The sequence below is a fragment of the Paracoccus haematequi genome, assembly GCF_900631945.1.
GTDB lineage: Bacteria > Pseudomonadota > Alphaproteobacteria > Rhodobacterales > Rhodobacteraceae > Paracoccus > Paracoccus haematequi_A.
Genome location: NZ_UZWE01000063.1, coordinates 1 through 17265, shown reverse-complemented (window position 1 = coordinate 17265; position 17265 = coordinate 1). Strand labels below are relative to the sequence as shown.

Below are 17265 nucleotides of genomic sequence, written 5' to 3'. Positions count from 1 at the left end.
TGTCGGTCAACGTCGTGCGGATCAAGGTTGCCTCCCATTTGGCAGCCTTGAATCAGCCAGCGATCAGTTTGGAAATCCTCAAACGTCAACACGCCCTAGTGATGGGTCTGGGAATGCGGGCTCGCCTGCCAGCTATTCGGGTCACCGAAACACCCGTACAGCCTGCTCCTGCCATGTCTCCCCCGCCAGAAAGCACAGGTCGTAGAGGCTGACCGCTGATGCTTCGCGGCCGCAGGTCAGGCGTTTGAGGACCTCGGGTGCCAGATAGGCAAGGCGCAGCCGGCGGCTGACGTGGCGTTCGGCCAGACCGACGGCCTCGGCCAGTTCCTGGATCGTGGCGAACTCGCCTGCCTCCATGCGCCGCCGCCAGCCCCATGCCCGGCCGATGGCGCGTAGGATGTGGGGGTCCTGCGCCTGATCCTCGCTCGGGCTGTAATCGGCGGGCGGCATGATCTTGGGCCGCCCGTTCTTCTTGCGCAGCTTCAGGGGGATCAGCACGCGGATCGTGTCATTGCTTCGGGTCATTCGGCAGCCTCCATTTCGCGCGGGGCGATCATGTCTCGGATCACCCCCGCAACGCCTTCGCGCCGGATGTCGACCTCAAGCCCGGCGGCGGTGACGGTGACGCGACGGACCAGCAGCTGGATGATCCGCGCCTGCTCGAGCGGAAAGAGCTGCGCCCAGAGCGTGTTGAAATCATGCAGTGCCGCGATGGCCTCGGCCTCGGATACCTGATCGCGCTTCAGCGCCGCCAGCACCTGCGTGACAACCTCGGGCGTCTGCAAAATGCGCCGGACCTCGGTGACGATGGCGTCCTCGACCATGCCCGCAGGCAGGCGGGTCGGTGCTTGATCGCCGCCGCTGTCATCCTCCGTGGTGCGGTTCTTGATCACGTCCATCGAGACATAATAGCGATAGAGCTTGCCGCGTTTCTTGGTCGCGGTCGGGGTCATCGCTGCGCCGGTGTCGGTGAAGATCAGCCCCTTCAGCGGCGCGGGCGTCTGCATGCGGCTGTTGCTGGACCGGGCGTGGCGGTTGCCCTGCAGGATGGCGTCGACCTGATCCCAGACCTTGTCGGTGACGATGGCCTCGTGCTCGCCCGGATAGGCCTTGCCCTTGTGGACGGCCTCGCCGCGATAGACGCGATTGCGGAGCACCCGATAGAGGTAGCCCTTGTCGATCAACGTGCCCTGCTTGCTGCGAAACCCCTCCCGCCGCAGCTCCTTCGCCAGCATCGTGGCCGAGCCGAGTTCGACGAACCGGTCGAATATCCGGCGTACCGAGGCGGCCTCGGCCTCGTTGATTATCAGCTTGCGGTCCTGCACATCGTAGCCGAGCGGCACATAGCCCCCCATCCAGATCCCGCGCTTGCGCGAGGCGGCCACCTTGTCGCGGATGCGTTCGCCAATGACCTCGCGCTCGAACTGGGCGAAGCTGAGCAGGATATTCAGCGTCAGCCGCCCCATCGAGGTGGTCGTGTTGAAGGACTGCGTAACCGAGACGAAGGTGACGCCGTTGCGGTCGAAGACCTCGACCAGTTTCGAGAAATCCATCAGGGCGCGGCTGAGCCGGTCGATCTTGTAGACCACGACCACGTCGATCAGCCCGTCGTCGATGTCGGCCAGCAGCTGTTTCAGCCCCGGTCGGTCCAGATTGCCGCCCGAGAATCCTCCGTCGTCATAGCGGTCGCGGGTTGCAACCCAGCCTTCGGACTTCTGGCTGGCAATATAGGCCTCGCAGGCCTCCCGCTGGGCGTCGAGGCTGTTGAACTCCATGTCGAGCCCTTCCTCGCTCGACTTGCGGGTGTAGATGGCGCAGCGCAGGCGGCGGCCGGGGCGCGTGTTCATGTCCATGGTCAAACCTCCCGCGGTCGGACCTGCAGCCCGAAGAAGCGATAGCCGTTCCAGCGCACGCCGGTGATTTCCCGCGCGATGCCAGAGAGCGATTTGTACTTGCGGCCCTGCCATTCAAAGCCGTCCTTCAGCACGGTGATGGTGTGCTCGACCCCGTTCCATTCCCGGATCAGCCGCGTGCCAGCCACCGGATTGCGGGGATCCGCGATCTGGTTCTTGCGGCGGGAGACGCCCTCGACCTCGTCGGCAAGCAGGTCCAGCATGCGACGGGTCTCGCGATCAGGGCCGCCATAGGTCAGTTCCTGGAGACGATAGGCGATGCGGGCCTCGAGAAAGGCGCGGCTGTTATTCGGCGCGGCGCTACCGAGGAGCCGTTCCCATTCGGTCTTCAGCTCTTTCACCGACATGGTCTTGAGCGCGGCGATGCGCGACAGGACGCTCTGGTCCAGGCGCGCGTCCTGTCCGGGTTTGGGCGGCGTTATCTTACCGTGATGCTTCATCAATTCCTCCGATGCGGATGCGTTTCCTGCGACGACCACCGCTCTTTCGGGGCGGGTAGTCCACGGAACTGTCTCCGTCGGCGGGCGATAAAGAACTGGACTTCCCGGCATTCAGGCGAACGACGCCTGCGGCGAGGATACGACCCAACTCGGCAAGCCGGGCATCAGGCGAAATGCGTTCAGGGCATAGAGGATTGGGCCCGGAAACCGGGTCTTCGGGGGGAATGGACATGGCGGGTTTTCGCGACTGCTGTGATAGGCGAAATGTGTCGCGAAATCATAAAAATATCAAGTAAATCAGTTTATTACGGTCGATGGGGGCATCTGCGCTGCGTGGCGAAAATCTGCGTAGCAGAAATGCCCCCGCACTGGCCTGTCGGTCGGGCGGTCGTGGCGAATCAACCCGTCCGGCCGTCCATGAACTTGTCGAAGCTGTCGAGGACCGGCTCCTCTTCCAGATCGCCCATCTCCCATCGCGACGGGGCGCAGTCGGGGTAGAGCAGAAGCGAGATCGTCATCTGGTCATTGCTGGGCGAGAACACCGTCATCTCGTGGACCGGTTCAGAGCCGGGCCAGACGCCGCCCGGATGGCGGCAGCCGTAGCGCCCTTCATCCCCGTCCACCTCTTGTGCAGCAAGCGAGGCGGGCGGCAATTCGATCACCTCTTGCCGTGCCCTGTAGAAAACTCCGGACTTCAACAGCGGTTCGCTGGACCAGGCCCAATCGATGAAGCCTTCCTTGCCAACCACGATCATCGCTCGCTTGTCGGTGATGGTCATCCATTTCAGGATCGCGGCCGTCAGCGACACGGCATAGCGATCCGCGAGCTCGGTCATCACGTCGATGTCGATGATCCGGCCTTTGATCTGCTCGCGGAAATCGTCGAGGGGCATCAGCAGGTAGGAGGCGAAGGTGTTCGCCTCCGCCTCGATCCGGTTACGGGCCTCATCCCAGTCGGCCATGTTGCGGCTGGTGCATTGGAGCCCGCCCGGGTTGGCCTGCCGGTGCAGGAGGTAGTGCCCCAGCTCATGCGCCAGCGTGAAGTTGCGCCGCCCCGGCGACCGGATTGTCTCGTTGTAGACAATGCCCCACTCGCCCGCGCAATGCGGATTTGGCAGCAGCATGCCTTCGACGCCCTTGGAGAGTCTCAGCCCTTGCACCATCGTGATTGGCGCGTCCGGAAACACCTGTCGCGAGAAATCCTGCGCGAGCGCGGCCACATTGATGGGGAACCGCGGCAGCCCGTGCACCGCTTGATGCACGGACAGGATCTGCGTCAGGCGGATAGCCCACCCCTTCGGCGTCGTCGGAAGGCTCAATCCTTCTTCCCCCACATGTCGATCATCTGGTTGATTTTTTGTTGGTCTTCGGGATCGAGCTTGCTGAACTTGCGGAAGAAGGCCTCTTTCAGAACCTCGTCGCTGGGCTCCTCGCTGTCATCGAGCAGGTAGTCGGTCGTGACCTCCAGAGCCTGGGCGATGCGGGTCAGCTTCTCGCCCGACGGTTTTCGCGTGTCGCGGTTTTCGAGTTCCCAGAGGTAGCTCTTGCTGGAGTCGGTCAGCTCGGCGAGCTTGTCGAGGGAATATCCCTTTTCCTGACGGTGGCGCTTGATCTTCGCGCCGAGGGACGTGGTCATCGTATCATCCTTGGTTTCCTTGGTTGCAGGACGCTTGTTCGCTATGCCGAACAAAATTGTGCCGCGCAAGTAGACGTGGCGATTTGTTCGGTATGTATCGAACAACATCGTATCGCAATTTTGTGATTCTGTCCTCCTCCCCGGCCAAAGAAAGGGCTCTCATGACCGCCATCGCCGCGTTTCTCCGCAAGACCCCCGTGATCCGTCTGCAGGATTACTTCACTGCTGGCGGGTTCACCTCGCTTGCGCCCATCGATTGGCCGAAGCCCGAGCCCGAGGTGGTAGAGTCGCTGATCAAGGCCGTCGACGCCATGTCCGATGACGAAAAGCAGCGCGTCGTTCTTGATGCGGCCCGCGTGGCGGCGCTGGCGGATGAGCCCGGCCAGAACGCGTTGCAGAACGTCGTCGTGAACCGCGGGGTTTTCGATACGCTCGAGGGGGCCAACAACCGCTCGCTCTGGGTTTTTCTCAACGAGAACGACCGGTTCCGCCTGGCCGAAGAGGTGCGCTACAATGACGAGCGCCGCCGGGGGCGGTCGTGGAGCGGGTTCGGCGTCGATCCCGATCTCGCGGTGAAGAAGGACCCGGTTTCGCTCGCCGCCTTTACGGCCGCGATCCGCGAACGGTTCGAAACGCCCAACGTCCATGTCGACATCTTTGACCGCCACCGGGTGATCCTCGAGGGCGAGGAATGCGAACTCGTCCAGGTCGCGGTCTACCGGGAGGGGCGTCCCGAGGACACGCTGGGATTCGACGCCAACAGCACCTGTCGCGTCGGATCGTGAAGCCGGTCTTCGAGGCGGCGCTGACCTACGAGGCCGCGACCGGCGTGATCGAGGTCGTGGCCAAGACGCGCGAGGACCGGATCGATCTGACCCGGTACATGGCGCGCGACCTGCTGGGGATCACCCTCGATGAAGAGCAGTCGCTGCCGCTGCGCGAATACGATCTCGGCATGCTGCTGCGGCCGTTCGACTTCCCGACCGACCCTGCCGACGGCATTGCCGGCGTTACCGTCAAGGAACTGCGCCTGATGGATCTGGGCGATGCGAAGGAGCGCATCACGCTCGAATCCATGTCGGGTGCCGACCGGACGATCTGGCAGATGGCGGAACACCGGATCGGCCTCGACATCGGTGGCGGCGCGCGTGTCTTGGGTGGCATCGGCGACGTGGCGGAATGGGTGGTCACCCGTGCGCGCTTGACCATCAAGTTCCACCCGGGCCCCGATGGCGGGCGGGGTAAGTCGCTGTCGCTGACCGTGACCATGCCGCATGGCTGCAACCTGAAGGACATGACCCCGCAGGAGCGCCTGATCGGCGAAAAGTATCTGCGGCTCTGGGGCATCCTGAAAGACGACAACGACGAAGGCGACGTCCTTGAGTAAGCGTGCGATCAACCTTCTGCTGCGGGCCATGGAAGCCCGCAGCATGTCGCTCCAGACATCGACGTTGCACCAGGTTTCCCGCAGCGCGACCGACGCTTTGATCGCGGCCAAGCTGCTCATGCCGAGCGGGCATGTCCCTGTCGTCGTAGGGATGGACGACTATGAGGACGAACCGCTCGAGGCCACCTGGTCGGCCGAGCTGAAATCATTCGGCTATCACGACAGCGCCGGCCGCTGGGTCAAGGTCGCCAATCAGGACATCGCGGTATGCAAGGTCGACTACGGTCTGGCCCTTGCCAAGATGCTGGTGGCGTTCGAGCGCGCCGGGCCTTCACGCCCGACGTCCTTGGTCACGGATCTGATCTGGGAGGTGGGAACCATCAAGCTCGCCGGAGCGAAGGCCCCGGTGCCCGTCTGGTTTGCCCGGCGGCTTGGCGATCCGGGGGTCTGGGCGCAGCTCGAGGCGCTGATCGGGCGCAAGCCGCCGCAGGAAATCCGCATCGTCCTGACCTCCACACTCGGCGAGCGCATCCCGGCGACCGCCCAGAAACGCAACCACATCATCAACGTGGCGGATGTTGCGGGTGATCCGGCGAAGCTCGCGATCTCGCCACAGGTCCTCGGGGCTCGGGTATTCCCCGGACAAGTGCAGCGTCGTTTCCCGATCGATCATTCCGACGACTACGGCATCGTCTGGCTGCGAGGCGAAGCCCTCACCTTCAAGAGCCCCAAGCAGCGTCGCTTGTTGAACGTGTTGTTCGATGCATACGAAACAGGTTCTGCAACATGCCTGACGGAAGCCGTGTTGTATGAAGCGGGCTACAAGGACGGCACGAATTCATTCTCCAAGGTGTTCAGCGGTCGCGACGACTGGCGCTCGTTCATCAAATACGCCGATGGAAACTGCTGGATCGAACCTTGATCCGATCAGCCATCGCCATTTGGAAGGCCGTCCATCAGGGCGGCCTTTTGCTTTTGTGCCTCTCCTACCGGCTTCCCTACCAGTGCCCTCCCTCAGCCCTACCACCCCCTCCGCCATGTTGAACCCGCAAGTGTTCGCAGAAGTCCCAAGGAGGTTCACATGGCGACCAGGCACCTTTCCCAGATCGAGCTGGCGGCTCGCTGGAACATCTCGCACCGCACGCTGGAGCGCTGGCGGTGGACGGGCGAAGGCCCGAAATTCATTAAGCTCGGCGGCCGGGTGATCTACCGGCTCGAGGATGTCGAGGCCTTCGAGGCCGAACAGATCCGCGGCGTGGATCACGAACCCCATCGTCCGATGTCGGTGTGAGGGGGCGGAACATGACGATCTCCAACCACATCACCCTGGCCGATATCCACCGCATGCCGGTGGGCCAGATCGCGGCGCTGCCCGCCGATCAGCTTACGCTGCTGAAAGGCGCGGCGGATGAGCAGCTGACGCAGGCGAAGTCGGTCGCGGACTGGCTCGACGGCGCCATCTCGCTCAAATACGCCGACCGCGCCCAAGACGCCCGCCAGGAGGCGGGCAAGGACACCGGCACGATCCGGTTCGAGGATGACGGCGTCACCGTGATCGCCGAACTGCCCAAGCGCATCGACTGGGATCAGGCGTTGCTGGCGCAGATCGCCGAAAACATCGCCTCGGCGGGCGAGGACCCGGCGGAATTCATCGAGACCAAGCTCTCGATCTCCGAGCGCAAATACGGCGCTTTGCCGGAAAGCTGGCGTAAGGGCTTCGAGCCCGCGCGCACGGTCCGCACCGGCAAGCCCAAGTTCCGCCTCGTGCTGAACGAGGAGGTGCGCTGATGGCCATTTCGCTCGCGTCCCTGCGCACGACCTCGGTGCTGACTCCGCCGCGCATCCTGATCCACGGCGTGGCCGGGGTGGGCAAATCCACCTTCGCGGCTGATGCCGACCGGCCCGTCTTCCTCATGACCGAGGATGGCCTGGGCAAGCTGCAGGTCCCGCATTTCCCGCTCGCCACCAGCTATGCGGAGGTGGCCGAGGCGCTCGACGCGCTTCTTAACGAGGACCACGATTTCGGTACGGTCGTCGTCGACAGCGTCGACTGGCTGGAGCCGCTGATCTGGACCGAGGCCTGCAAGCGCAACGGCTGGGCCTCGATCGAGGCCCCGGGGTTCGGCAAGGGCTATGCCGAGGCGCTGACCATCTGGCGTGAATATCTCGACCGGCTCAACGCGCTTCGCGACCGCAAAGGCATGGTAGTCATCCAGATCGCCCATACCGACATCAAGCGCTTCGATAGCCCCGAGCACGAGCCCTACGACCGCTATGTGATCAAGCTGCAGACCCGCGCCTCGGCGCTGCTGCAGGAGCATTCGGACGTGGTGCTCTTCGCCAACTATCAGATCTCGGTCGCGAAATCCGATGTCGGCTTCAACAAGAAGGTGACCCGGGCGCTCGGGTCCGGTGCGCGCGTCATGCACACCGAAGAGCGCCCCGCCTTTCTCGCCAAGAACCGTTACGGCCTGCCGGACACCCTGCCGCTGATGTGGTCGGAGTTCCTCGCGGCCATGCCCCAATCCCAATGAACTGAACAAGGACAAGACCATGGCACGTTTCGACACGTCCTTCGACGCCACCAGCGTCGAGCCCACCACCGCCTACGAGCTGCTGCCCGCAGGCAAGTACCGCGCCCAGATCGTCGAGAGCGAGATGCGCGTCACGAAGAACGGCATGGGCCAGTTCCTCTGGTTGATGCTCGACATCCTCGAGGGCGAACACAAAGGCCGGAAGATCTTCGACCAGCTGAACCTGGTGAACCCGAACCCGACCACGGTGGAAATCGCGCAGCGCACGCTCTCGGCAATCTGCCACGCCACCGGCCGGATGCATGTCAGCGACAGCGAGGAGCTGCACCTGATCCCGATGACGATCCAGGTGAAGATCCGCCCGCCGAAGAACGGCTACGGCGAGAGCAACGCGATTGCCTATCTGCCGCCCGAGCGGGGTTCGGCCCCGGCCGCCCGCCCGGCAAAGCCTGCACCCGATCCGGCCGGCACTTCCGTGCCGCCGAAAATGGCCTCCGCGCCCTGGAACAAGAAGGGCTGAGCCTTCGCGCTGCCCTGTGCCCTGACTGACGGGGCAGCGCGCAACCCCATCTGAGGAAATTCCCATGACTGACATGACCAACGCGGCCCCTGTGGCCGCGACCAGCCCTGGCTTGCCTGAAGACCAGCGGCGGCTGATCGAACTCGACGATGCCATCGCCAAGATCCGCACGCAGATCGCGACGGCCGATCTGGCCCGCCAGCGCGGCCAGAAGCCCATCGATCCGGACTGGTTCCACCGGGCCCGCACGGCCCTGCGCCACCTCTGCCGCGAGCGCGCGGAACTGCTCGCCCAAGGCACCGGCCGCCGTCGCCGCGAAAAGCTCAAGGACGCCCTGATCGGCATCCTGCGCGAACGCCATGACCCCGAGATCTGGCAAGGCATTCTGGCCGAGGCCCAGGCCCGTAGCGAACGGGAGGGCCTGTGATGGCAGAGCTTCCCGAAGCCCCCACGCCGACGCTGAAGGCGATCTATGCCGATTATGAGGCCCGCCAGGGCGATGGTTTCCGCGACCACCTTGGGGCGTCGATCATCGGAAAATCCTGCGCCCGGGCGCTCTGGTACGATTTCCGCTGGATCACGCCCGCGCGCCATTCCGGCCGCCTGCTGCGCCTCTTCGAGACGGGTCAGTTGGAGGAGGACCGGCTCGTGCGCAACCTGCGTGCCACCGGAGCAACCGTGCTCGAGGTCGACCCCGAAACCGGCCGCCAGTTCCGGGTCGAGGCCCATGGCGGGCATTTCGGCGGCTCGCTCGACGGCGTGGCCCTTGGGCTCCTGGAGGCGCCGAAGGCCTGGCATGTGCTGGAGTTCAAGACCCACTCGGTCAAGAGCTTCAACGAGTTGACCGCCAAAGGCGTCGTTCTGGCCAAGCCTCAGCATGCCGCGCAGATGCAGATCTACATGCACCTGACGGGCATCACGCGCGCCCTCTACGTCGCGGTCTGCAAGGACACCGACGCGCTGCATGTCGAGCGCATCGAGGCGGACCGCGCCATGGCCGAGCGCCTCTTGGAAAAGGCCGGGCGCATCATCTTCGCCCAGCATCCGCCCCCGCGGATCAGCGAGGATCCGGCCTGGTTCGAATGCCGGTTCTGCGATCACCATGCGACCTGCCATGAAGGCGGTGGGGCCGCGGTGACCTGCCGGTCCTGCCTGCATGCGACGCCGGTCGAGGGTGGTTGGCACTGCGCCCGCCACGACCGGATGCTGGCGCCTTCCGAGCAGCGCGCCGCCTGTGGCCGCCATCTCTTCATCCCCGGTCTCATCCCGGGCGAGGTCATCGATGCGGGCGACGATCTCGTCACCTACCGCATGGCCGATGGCTCGACCTGGACCAATGACGCCCGTTCCCCGGAGGCCGCGCCATGCTGACCCTGCGCCCCTATCAACAGGCCGCGATCACCGCGATCTACGGCTATTTCCAGACCCACACCGGCAATCCGCTGGCGGTCATTCCGACCGCGGGCGGCAAGTCGCTGGTCATGGCGTCCTTCATCGAAGGGGTGCTGAGGGCCTGGCCCGATCAGCGCATCCTGATCGTGACCCATGTCCGCGAGCTGATCGCGCAGAACCATGCCGAGATGATCGGCCTCTGGCCGGACGCGCCCTCGGGCATCTATTCGGCGGGCCTCGGCAAGCGGGAGGCGCAGGCGCGGATCCTTTTCGCCGGCATCCAGTCTATCCATCGCCGCGCGGCCGAGATCGGCCACACCGATCTGGTGCTGATCGACGAGGCGCATCTGATCCCCGGCAAGTCGAGCACGATGTATCGGCGCTTCCTCGACGCGCTGAAGGCGATCAACCCGGCGCTCAAGGTGATCGGGCTGACCGCCACGCCGTTCCGGCTCGATTGTGGGATGCTGCACGAGGGGCAGAATGCGCTCTTCACCGACATCGCCTATGAGGCCCCGGTCCGCGCGCTGATCGACGCGGGGTATCTGAGCCCTCTGGTCTCGAAGCAGCCCGCAACCCGGCTCGACGTCTCGAAGGTGGGCACCCGCGCGGGCGATTTCATTGCGCGTGATCTGGCGGCGGCGGTCGACCAGGACGCCATCACCCGCGCGGCCGTCACCGAGATCATCGCGCATGGCCGTGACCGGAAGTCCTGGCTGGCCTTCTGCTCGGGCGTCGAGCATGCGCGTCATGTGGCGGAGGAATTCGGCCGCCAGGGCATCAGCTGCCGCACGATCTTTGGCGACACGCCGAAGGACGAGCGCGATGCGATCCTTGCCGCCTTCAAGCGCGGCGAAATTCGGGCGCTGGCCTCGATGGGCGTGCTGACCACTGGCTTCAACGCGCCGGGGGTTGACCTGATCGCGCTCCTGCGTCCGACGCAATCGGCCGGGCTCTATGTGCAGATGGTCGGGCGCGGCACTCGCCTCGCGCCGGGCAAGGAGAATTGCCTGGTGCTGGACTTCGCCGGCAATGTCCGCCGCCACGGGCCGATCGATCTGGTGCGGCCCAAGCGCCCCAGTGATGGCGGCGGGGGTGAGGCGCCGACCAAGGTCTGCCCGGACTGTGACAGCATCATCGCGCTATCGGCGACGGAATGCCCGGATTGCGGCTATGTCTTCCCGGCGCGCGAGGTGAAGATCGCCCCGACGGCCGCCACGCTGCCGGTGCTTTCGCCGAAGCAGCAATGGCTTCCGGTCACCGGCGTTTCCTACAGCCGCCACGACAAGGCTGGCGGCCGTCCGTCGCTCAAGGTGACCTATAGCAGCGGCCTTGCCACCTACAGCGAATGGGTCTGCCTCGAGCATCAGGGCTACGCCCGCCAGAAGGCGGCCGAGTGGTGGCGCAAGCGCGCGCCCGGCTGCCCGGTGCCGCTGAGCGTGGCCGAGGCCCTCGCGCAGACGAGCCGCCTTGCGCACCCCAGCGACATCTCGGTCCGCCGCCCGGGCCGCTATCTTGAAATCTCCGGTTACAGGTTCGCCCCATGCGCCCATCCGACCCCGGCCTCTGTGCCGTCTGCCACCGGGAACCTCGCGGCTTTGGCTGGTTCGAGCCGGGGTATCGCCGCACCGACCCGCGGCGTGACGCCAGCCGCAAGCGGCTCTGCAGCCGCGCCTGCCAAGACCTCTGCCATGGGAGGAAGGGCATGATCGATCCGAACCCGAATGAGACCGATGCCATGGCCTTTGGCGGCCAGATGGGCGGCGAATATCTTGAGAGCATCGGCAAGTCCGACCTCGCGACCCTGTCCGAGGAGGAATGGGCCCGGTTTCTCGATGCCGTCGTCACCGGATATTGCGACCATCTGCGCGCGCTGGCGGCGAAGGATCGCAATCGACTCGACGCGATGGCGCCGGAGGTGCCGCTCTGATGGCCGACACGTCCTGGATGGCGCGCTTCGGCGCGCGGCTCGTCACCAATGGCTATGCCATCCTGCCGATCGGCCCGGGCACCAAGAAGCCCGGCCGGTTCCAGCGCGGCGGCTGGGCCGATTACCCGGAATGGAACCGCCATGCCGAACGCCCGACCACGGAGGTCGAGGTCGCGACCTGGGCCGCCTGGCCCGATTGCGGCATCGGCATCGTCGGCGGTGCGGTGGCGGCGGTCGATATCGACATCGCGGCGGACGCCGAACTGGCGCTGCAGATCGAGGCATTGGCCCGGGCGCGCCTCGGCGACACGCCCGCGCTACGCATCGGCCGCGCCCCGAAGCGTATGCTGGTCTATCGCACGGCCGCACCGTTTCGGGGCATCAAGCGCCATCCGCTCGAGGTGCTCTGCCTCGGGCAGCAGTTTCTGGCCTACGCCGATCACCCCGACACCGGCGCGCCCTATGTCTGGCCCGACGAGGGGCTGGCCGATCTCGACATCAGCGACCTTCCGGAAATCACGGCGGAAGCGGCGGCGGCCTTTCTGGAGGAAGCCTATGCGATCCTGCCCGAGGCCCTGCGTCAGCGCGGGCTGCGCTCGGCAGCACCGGCCACCCTGCTGCGCAACCACGGGCAGATCGGCACCTTGCCCGCCATCCGGTCGGCGCTCGACTGGCTGCCGAATGACGAGCTCGATTACGACAGCTGGATGCGCATCGGCATGGCGCTGAAAGGCGCGCTTGGTGATGAGGGCGGCGAGGTCTTTGCCACCTGGTCGGCTCATGCGGCAAAGAATGTGCCCGCGACTACGGCCCGCGCCTGGGCGAGCTTCAAGCCCGACAGGATCGGCGCAGGCACGATCTATCACCTCGCCATGGAACGCGGCTGGCAGCCCGACGCCACCTTGCGCCTCGATGGCAGCCTGGATGCGGACGGCCCGCATCCGGCCGCCGATCTGTTGGCCCGTCTAGAGGGGAGCGCGCCGACCGCGGCCGACCTGAGAAAGCCGACCTTCAGCCTGACGATCCCCGACGGTCTTGTCGGCGAGCTGACCGGCTACATGCTGGCCACCGCGCGCCGCCCTCAACCGCTTCTGTCTCTCGGGGCCAGCCTCTGCGCCATCGGCGCGCTGATGGGGCGGCGGTATCGCACGACCAGCAACCTGCGCTCGAACCTCTATGTCGTAGGGATCGCGGACAGCGGCTCGGGCAAGAACCACGCCCGCGAGATCATCAACGAGGTCTTCTTCGAGGCGGGGCTCGCCCACCATCTTGGCGGCAACAAGATCGCCTCCGGCGCCGGGCTCTTGACTGCGCTCCACCGCCAACCGGCGATCCTGTTTCAGATCGACGAATTCGGGATGTTCCTGTCGGCCGCCGCCGACCGCAAGCGCAGCCCGCGCCACATCACCGAGATTCTCGACAACATGACCGAACTCTTCACGGCCGCGGGCGGGATCTTCCTCGGGGCGGAATATGCGAACCGCGACGGCACCAATGAGCGGCGCGACATCAACCAGCCCTGCCTTTGCGTCTATGGCACCACGACGCCGCTGCATTTCTGGGGGGCGTTGCAGGGCGCGAATGTGATCGACGGCTCGCTTGCGCGTTTTTTGATCCTGCCGAGCGATGAGGACTATCCCGACGAGAACCTCTCCGTCGGCATCCGGCAACCCCCGTCCGCGCTGATCCAGGCGCTCCAGCTGGTCGCCAAAGGCGGCGGGGCCGTGAAGGGCAACCTGAGCGGCAAGACCGCCGATCAGAACACCGCCGTGAATCCGATGACCGTGCCGATGTCGGATGCGGCACGCGTCCGGTTTGTCGGTCTCAGCGACGTCCTGACCGAGGAGCTGCGGGCTGCGGCCGGCACTGCCTTCACTGCCATTCTCGCCCGCATCGGAGAGAACGCGCTGAAGCTGGCGCTGATCGTCGCTGTCGGGCGCGATCCTGTGCGCCCTGAGATCGACATTACCGCTGCGGATTGGGCCATCGGTTTCGTGCGCCATTACGCGCGGCGCACCATGGAAGCGGTCGAGCGCCATGTGGCGGATACCGAAACCGAGGCGCATCTGAAGCGTCTGAAGGAAATCGTCCGTGCCGCCGGGCCCAAGGGGATCACCAAATCGGAGATCACCCGCGCCTCCCAATGGCTGAAATCGCGCGACCGCGACGAAATCCTGCTGACGCTGATCGAGAGCGGCGACATCACGACGGGCATGCGCGGCTCCTCGACCAAGCAGGCCATGGTCTACCGGATGGCGCGGTGGGGCGGGTAACCGGAGATCCTTCAATCCGCCTGAAACGGCCCTTGAAGCCGAAATGCCGACAAGCAGCAGAAACGAAAGGGAAAAACCGAATCCTTCAAATCCTTCAATCTTTCAAGACGCCCCCTTTCCCCTGTACGCGTGCACGCGCGTTCTAATAGAGAGAGACAGGTACCTATTGAAATATTGAATAATTGAAAGATTATATATTACACATACAGGACAACCACTTAGGGGCGGAGATCTTTCAAGACGCCCCTCTGAAGGTTCTGAAGGATTTGCCGGGCGGCCGAGCCGCCCAGCCCATGAACTGACCAGACCACCCTTCGGGGCCTGGCGAGACCGCAGCCTTCACCGGCCAGCCCGCTCGCCTCGCTCGCAAACGCGAAGAGGAGGTCTCTCATGACCCAATCCAACGAACACCCGCGCGTGACGCAGACTTACGCGGCCCCACAGGGGCCACGGTTCTGCGCCACCCTCGCGCTCGATCTCGGCACCACCACCGGCTGGGCGCTGCGCAGCCACGAGGGGCTCATCACCAGCGGCACCGCCAGTTTCCGGCCCGGGCGCTATGACGGCGGTGGCATGCGCTATCTGCGCTTCACCAATTGGCTTACCGAACTGGACCGGCTGTCTGGGCCCATCGCGGCTATCTGGTTCGAGGAGGTCCGCCGCCACGTAGGAACCGACGCGGCCCATGTCTATGGCGGGCTGATGGCCTCTCTCACCAGCTGGGGCGAGTTGCGGGGCATTCCCTACGAGGGCGTGCCGGTGGGCACGATCAAGCGCCACGCCACCGGCAAGGGCAACGCCCCGAAGCAGGCCATGATCGATGCGGCCCGCGCGAAGGGCTTCAGCCCCGAAGACGACAACGAGGCCGATGCCATCGCCATCCTGCTCTGGGCCCTCGACGCCCGGGGAGGTGCGGCATGAGGTTCCATCCCAAGGGTTATGGCGGCCAGCGCCGGTCGCCTGATGAGGTGAAGCGCGATGGCTGGCGCGAACAGGGCCTGCTGGCCGTCAGCGTGGATGACCAGCGCCTGAGCTGGCCCGAGCGTGAACTCGTCGAGCAGCTGGGCACGCGTCTCTATGGCCCGCGCCCAACCGAGGATCTGCGCCATGGCTGAGCACATCTGGACCGCCGAGGACGTCGCCGATCACTTCGAGGAGGCGTTCCGCACCCTGCGCAAGCTGCCCCCCGTGAAGGTGCAGGGCTATTTCAACGCCTGGCCGCAGGTCATCCGCACCGAGCGCGAGATCCTCGCCATGGAGCCCGAACCGATGCGGGTCTGGCCCTCGGCCGCCGCGATCTCGCGGCTCGAGCAGACCTTCGACTGGGTGCTCTGGCTCGGCGAGAGCGAGCGCCGCCTGATCTGGTGGCGCGCTGCCCGGCGGCCGTGGAAGCAGATCACCCATGAGTTGGGCGTCGACCGCAGCACCGCATGGCGCCAGCACAAGCTCGCGCTCACCAAGATCGCCGCGCGTCTGAATGCTGCGCGAGCATGAAGTGTTGCAACACTTTGGTCTTCGACAGCTGCAACATATCCGTGCTATCTGAAGGATATGATGGGGAGAGTGCGTCGGAAGACGGCTCTCCCCGTTTCCGTTCGCGCGGACCCGCGACAGCAGGGCCGCGTTGACGCCCATTTCCCTGAAATCGGCGGGTCCTTCCCGGCGTCCATCCTATGCGGGCGGGCGAAGCGCGAGGGTTTCCCAGTGACGCCCCTGAAAATAGCCGTTTCGTTTCGCTTAGGCCCACGCGGCAACACGCGAAGGGCCTGACGGCCCGACACCCCATGCCTGAACCGAAGCGGCCCCGCGGGGTCATTTCGGTTCCGGCCCCCATTTCGCCGCCCGGCATCCCAAGGACATTCCCATGGACGTCGTCGACCTGCCGCTCGAGCAGATCATTCCCTATGCGCGCAATCCCAGGCGCAACGAGCAGGCCATCGCCACGGTCGCGGCCTCGATCCAGGAGTTCGGCTGGCGTCAGCCCATCGTCGTGGACGAGGCGATGGTCGTGCTGGCCGGGCACACCCGGCTGGAGGCGGCGCGCAAGCTCGGCTTCAAGACCGCGCCGGTGCATGTCGCCAAGGGGCTGACCGCGTCGCAGGCCCGCGCTTTCCGGATCATGGACAACCGCTCGGGCGAGAATGCCGAATGGGACAAGGACCTCTTGAACCTCGAACTGGCGGACCTGCTGGAGGCGGATTTCGACCTCGGCCTGACCGGCTTCACCGAGGACGAGGTGAACGCACTGATGTCGAGCCTCGATTCAGGCACCGGTCCGCAGGAAGGCGAAGACGAGATCCCGGAAACCCCGGAGGAGCCGATCAGCCGACCCGGCGATCTCTGGCTGCTCGGGCACCACCGGCTTCTCTGCGGCGACAGTACGGTCGCCACCGATGTCGAGCGGCTGCTCGGCCCGGTGAAGCCGCTGCTGATGGTCACCGATCCGCCCTACGGTGTGGAATACGACCCGGGCTGGCGCAACCAGGCGGGGGCGGCCAAGACCAAGCGCACCGGCAAGGTGCTGAACGATGATCGCGCCGACTGGCGCGAGGCCTGGGCGCTGTTCCCCGGCGATGTCGCCTATGTCTGGCACGGCGCGCTGCACGCGGCGACCGTGGCGGAAAGCCTCGAGGTCGCGGGCTTCACGATCCGGTCCCAGATCATCTGGGCCAAGGAGCGGCTGGTTCTGAGCCGGGGTGATTATCACTGGCAGCACGAGCCCGCCTGGTACGCCGTGCGCAAATCCGGCAAGGGCCATTGGGCGGGCGACCGCAAGCAGACGACGCTCTGGCACATCTCGGGCAAGGACCAGGACGAAAAGACCGTCCACGGCACCCAGAAGCCTGTGGAATGCATGCGTCGGCCGATCCTCAACAACTCGAGCCCGGGTCAGGCGATCTACGAGCCCTTCATGGGATCGGGCACCACGCTGATCGCGGCAGAGACCACGGGCCGCGTCTGCCTCGGCATCGAGCTGAACCCGGCCTATGTCGATGTGGCCGTCCAGCGCTGGCAGAAATTCACCGGGAAGCAGGCCGTCCTCGAAGGAGGAGAGCCCGACGACGGAGGGTCAATGTGACCAGTCGCATCGCCAGGCCAGGTGTGGCGGAGGTCTGGAACTACTTTCGTTTACCTACCACGGGGCTCTGTTGCACAAATGGCCTGACTGTCAGAGTTCCCCTATCCCCGGACAGACCTATCCTGCGACTTCCGTGATGGGTGTGCCGAGCGCGGTGAAGC

General features: G+C 65.3%; 21 protein-coding genes. 16 read left to right on the top strand and 5 right to left on the bottom strand.

Annotation, left to right across the window (positions count from 1 at the left end; genetic code table 11):
• Positions 1-141: 141 nt before the first annotated feature.
• The 5 genes from PARHAE_RS18760 to PARHAE_RS18740 all read right to left on the bottom strand — a co-directional run bounded on the left by PARHAE_RS18760 (position 142) and on the right by PARHAE_RS18740 (position 3989).
• Positions 142-525, bottom strand: a complete 384-nt coding sequence (locus PARHAE_RS18760; protein WP_126156071.1) for a hypothetical protein — start codon at positions 523-525, stop codon at positions 142-144.
• Positions 522-1853: a recombinase family protein gene (locus PARHAE_RS18755; protein WP_126156070.1), complete on the bottom strand. Its 1332-nt coding sequence runs from the start codon at positions 1851-1853 to the stop codon at positions 522-524. Before PARHAE_RS18755 ends, PARHAE_RS18760 begins: the two co-directional genes overlap by 4 nt.
• A 2-nt stretch (positions 1854-1855) precedes the next feature.
• Positions 1856-2353: a DUF2924 domain-containing protein gene (locus PARHAE_RS18750; RefSeq protein ID WP_126156069.1), complete on the bottom strand. Its 498-nt coding sequence runs from the start codon at positions 2351-2353 to the stop codon at positions 1856-1858.
• 398 nt (positions 2354-2751) lie between these two features.
• Positions 2752-3672, bottom strand: coding sequence for an ImmA/IrrE family metallo-endopeptidase (locus PARHAE_RS18745; protein ID WP_126156068.1), 921 nt, complete (start codon positions 3670-3672; stop codon positions 2752-2754).
• Entirely contained in the window at positions 3669-3989 is a 321-nt protein-coding gene (locus PARHAE_RS18740) for a helix-turn-helix domain-containing protein (protein ID WP_093359951.1), read from the bottom strand. The genes PARHAE_RS18745 and PARHAE_RS18740 overlap by 4 nt, the downstream gene beginning before the upstream one ends.
• A 161-nt stretch (positions 3990-4150) precedes the next feature.
• Here PARHAE_RS18740 and PARHAE_RS21455 point away from each other — a divergent pair, with 161 nt between their 5' ends.
• From PARHAE_RS21455 to PARHAE_RS18665, 16 genes are all read left to right on the top strand, one after another.
• Complete coding sequence (locus tag PARHAE_RS21455) at positions 4151-4774, top strand: hypothetical protein (RefSeq protein ID WP_206437025.1); 624 nt, start codon at positions 4151-4153, stop codon at positions 4772-4774.
• Positions 4771-5376, top strand: a complete 606-nt coding sequence (locus tag PARHAE_RS21450) for a hypothetical protein (protein ID WP_206437024.1) — start codon at positions 4771-4773, stop codon at positions 5374-5376. The genes PARHAE_RS21455 and PARHAE_RS21450 overlap by 4 nt, the downstream gene beginning before the upstream one ends.
• Positions 5369-6298 (top strand): hypothetical protein, encoded by a 930-nt coding sequence (locus tag PARHAE_RS18730; RefSeq protein WP_126156067.1) that lies wholly within the window; start codon positions 5369-5371, stop codon positions 6296-6298. Before PARHAE_RS21450 ends, PARHAE_RS18730 begins: the two co-directional genes overlap by 8 nt.
• A gap of 159 nt (positions 6299-6457) precedes the next feature.
• On the top strand, positions 6458-6667 hold the full coding sequence (locus tag PARHAE_RS18725) for a helix-turn-helix transcriptional regulator (RefSeq protein WP_126156066.1): 210 nt from the start codon (positions 6458-6460) through the stop codon (positions 6665-6667).
• 11 nt (positions 6668-6678) lie between these two features.
• Positions 6679-7164 (top strand): hypothetical protein, encoded by a 486-nt coding sequence (locus tag PARHAE_RS18720; protein WP_126156065.1) that lies wholly within the window; start codon positions 6679-6681, stop codon positions 7162-7164.
• Positions 7164-7910: an ATP-binding protein gene (locus PARHAE_RS18715; protein WP_126156064.1), complete on the top strand. Its 747-nt coding sequence runs from the start codon at positions 7164-7166 to the stop codon at positions 7908-7910. Before PARHAE_RS18720 ends, PARHAE_RS18715 begins: the two co-directional genes overlap by 1 nt.
• A gap of 19 nt (positions 7911-7929) precedes the next feature.
• Positions 7930-8430 (top strand): DUF669 domain-containing protein, encoded by a 501-nt coding sequence (locus PARHAE_RS18710; RefSeq protein ID WP_126156063.1) that lies wholly within the window; start codon positions 7930-7932, stop codon positions 8428-8430.
• A 64-nt stretch (positions 8431-8494) separates the two neighbouring features.
• Entirely contained in the window at positions 8495-8857 is a 363-nt protein-coding gene (locus tag PARHAE_RS18705) for a hypothetical protein (RefSeq protein ID WP_206437023.1), read from the top strand.
• A complete protein-coding gene (locus PARHAE_RS18700; RefSeq protein WP_126156062.1) occupies positions 8857-9801 on the top strand; it encodes a PDDEXK family nuclease in 945 nt (314 codons plus the stop codon). Before PARHAE_RS18705 ends, PARHAE_RS18700 begins: the two co-directional genes overlap by 1 nt.
• On the top strand, positions 9795-11531 hold the full coding sequence (locus PARHAE_RS18695; protein ID WP_126156061.1) for a DEAD/DEAH box helicase: 1737 nt from the start codon (positions 9795-9797) through the stop codon (positions 11529-11531). The genes PARHAE_RS18700 and PARHAE_RS18695 overlap by 7 nt, the downstream gene beginning before the upstream one ends.
• Entirely contained in the window at positions 11528-11752 is a 225-nt protein-coding gene (locus tag PARHAE_RS18690; RefSeq protein WP_126156060.1) for a DUF6511 domain-containing protein, read from the top strand. Before PARHAE_RS18695 ends, PARHAE_RS18690 begins: the two co-directional genes overlap by 4 nt.
• Complete coding sequence (locus PARHAE_RS18685; protein WP_164555314.1) at positions 11752-14025, top strand: PriCT-2 domain-containing protein; 2274 nt, start codon at positions 11752-11754, stop codon at positions 14023-14025. The genes PARHAE_RS18690 and PARHAE_RS18685 overlap by 1 nt, the downstream gene beginning before the upstream one ends.
• Positions 14026-14415: 390 nt before the next feature.
• A complete protein-coding gene (locus PARHAE_RS18680; protein WP_206437022.1) occupies positions 14416-14946 on the top strand; it encodes a crossover junction endodeoxyribonuclease RuvC in 531 nt (176 codons plus the stop codon).
• Entirely contained in the window at positions 14943-15140 is a 198-nt protein-coding gene (locus PARHAE_RS18675) for a hypothetical protein (protein WP_126156058.1), read from the top strand. The genes PARHAE_RS18680 and PARHAE_RS18675 overlap by 4 nt, the downstream gene beginning before the upstream one ends.
• Positions 15133-15519, top strand: coding sequence for a DUF6362 family protein (locus tag PARHAE_RS18670; protein ID WP_126156057.1), 387 nt, complete (start codon positions 15133-15135; stop codon positions 15517-15519). Before PARHAE_RS18675 ends, PARHAE_RS18670 begins: the two co-directional genes overlap by 8 nt.
• A gap of 370 nt (positions 15520-15889) precedes the next feature.
• The gene (locus PARHAE_RS18665) at positions 15890-17104 is read left to right on the top strand and encodes a DNA modification methylase (RefSeq protein ID WP_126156056.1); all 1215 of its coding nucleotides are present in this window, start codon (positions 15890-15892) and stop codon (positions 17102-17104) included.
• Positions 17105-17265: the final 161 nt, after the last annotated feature.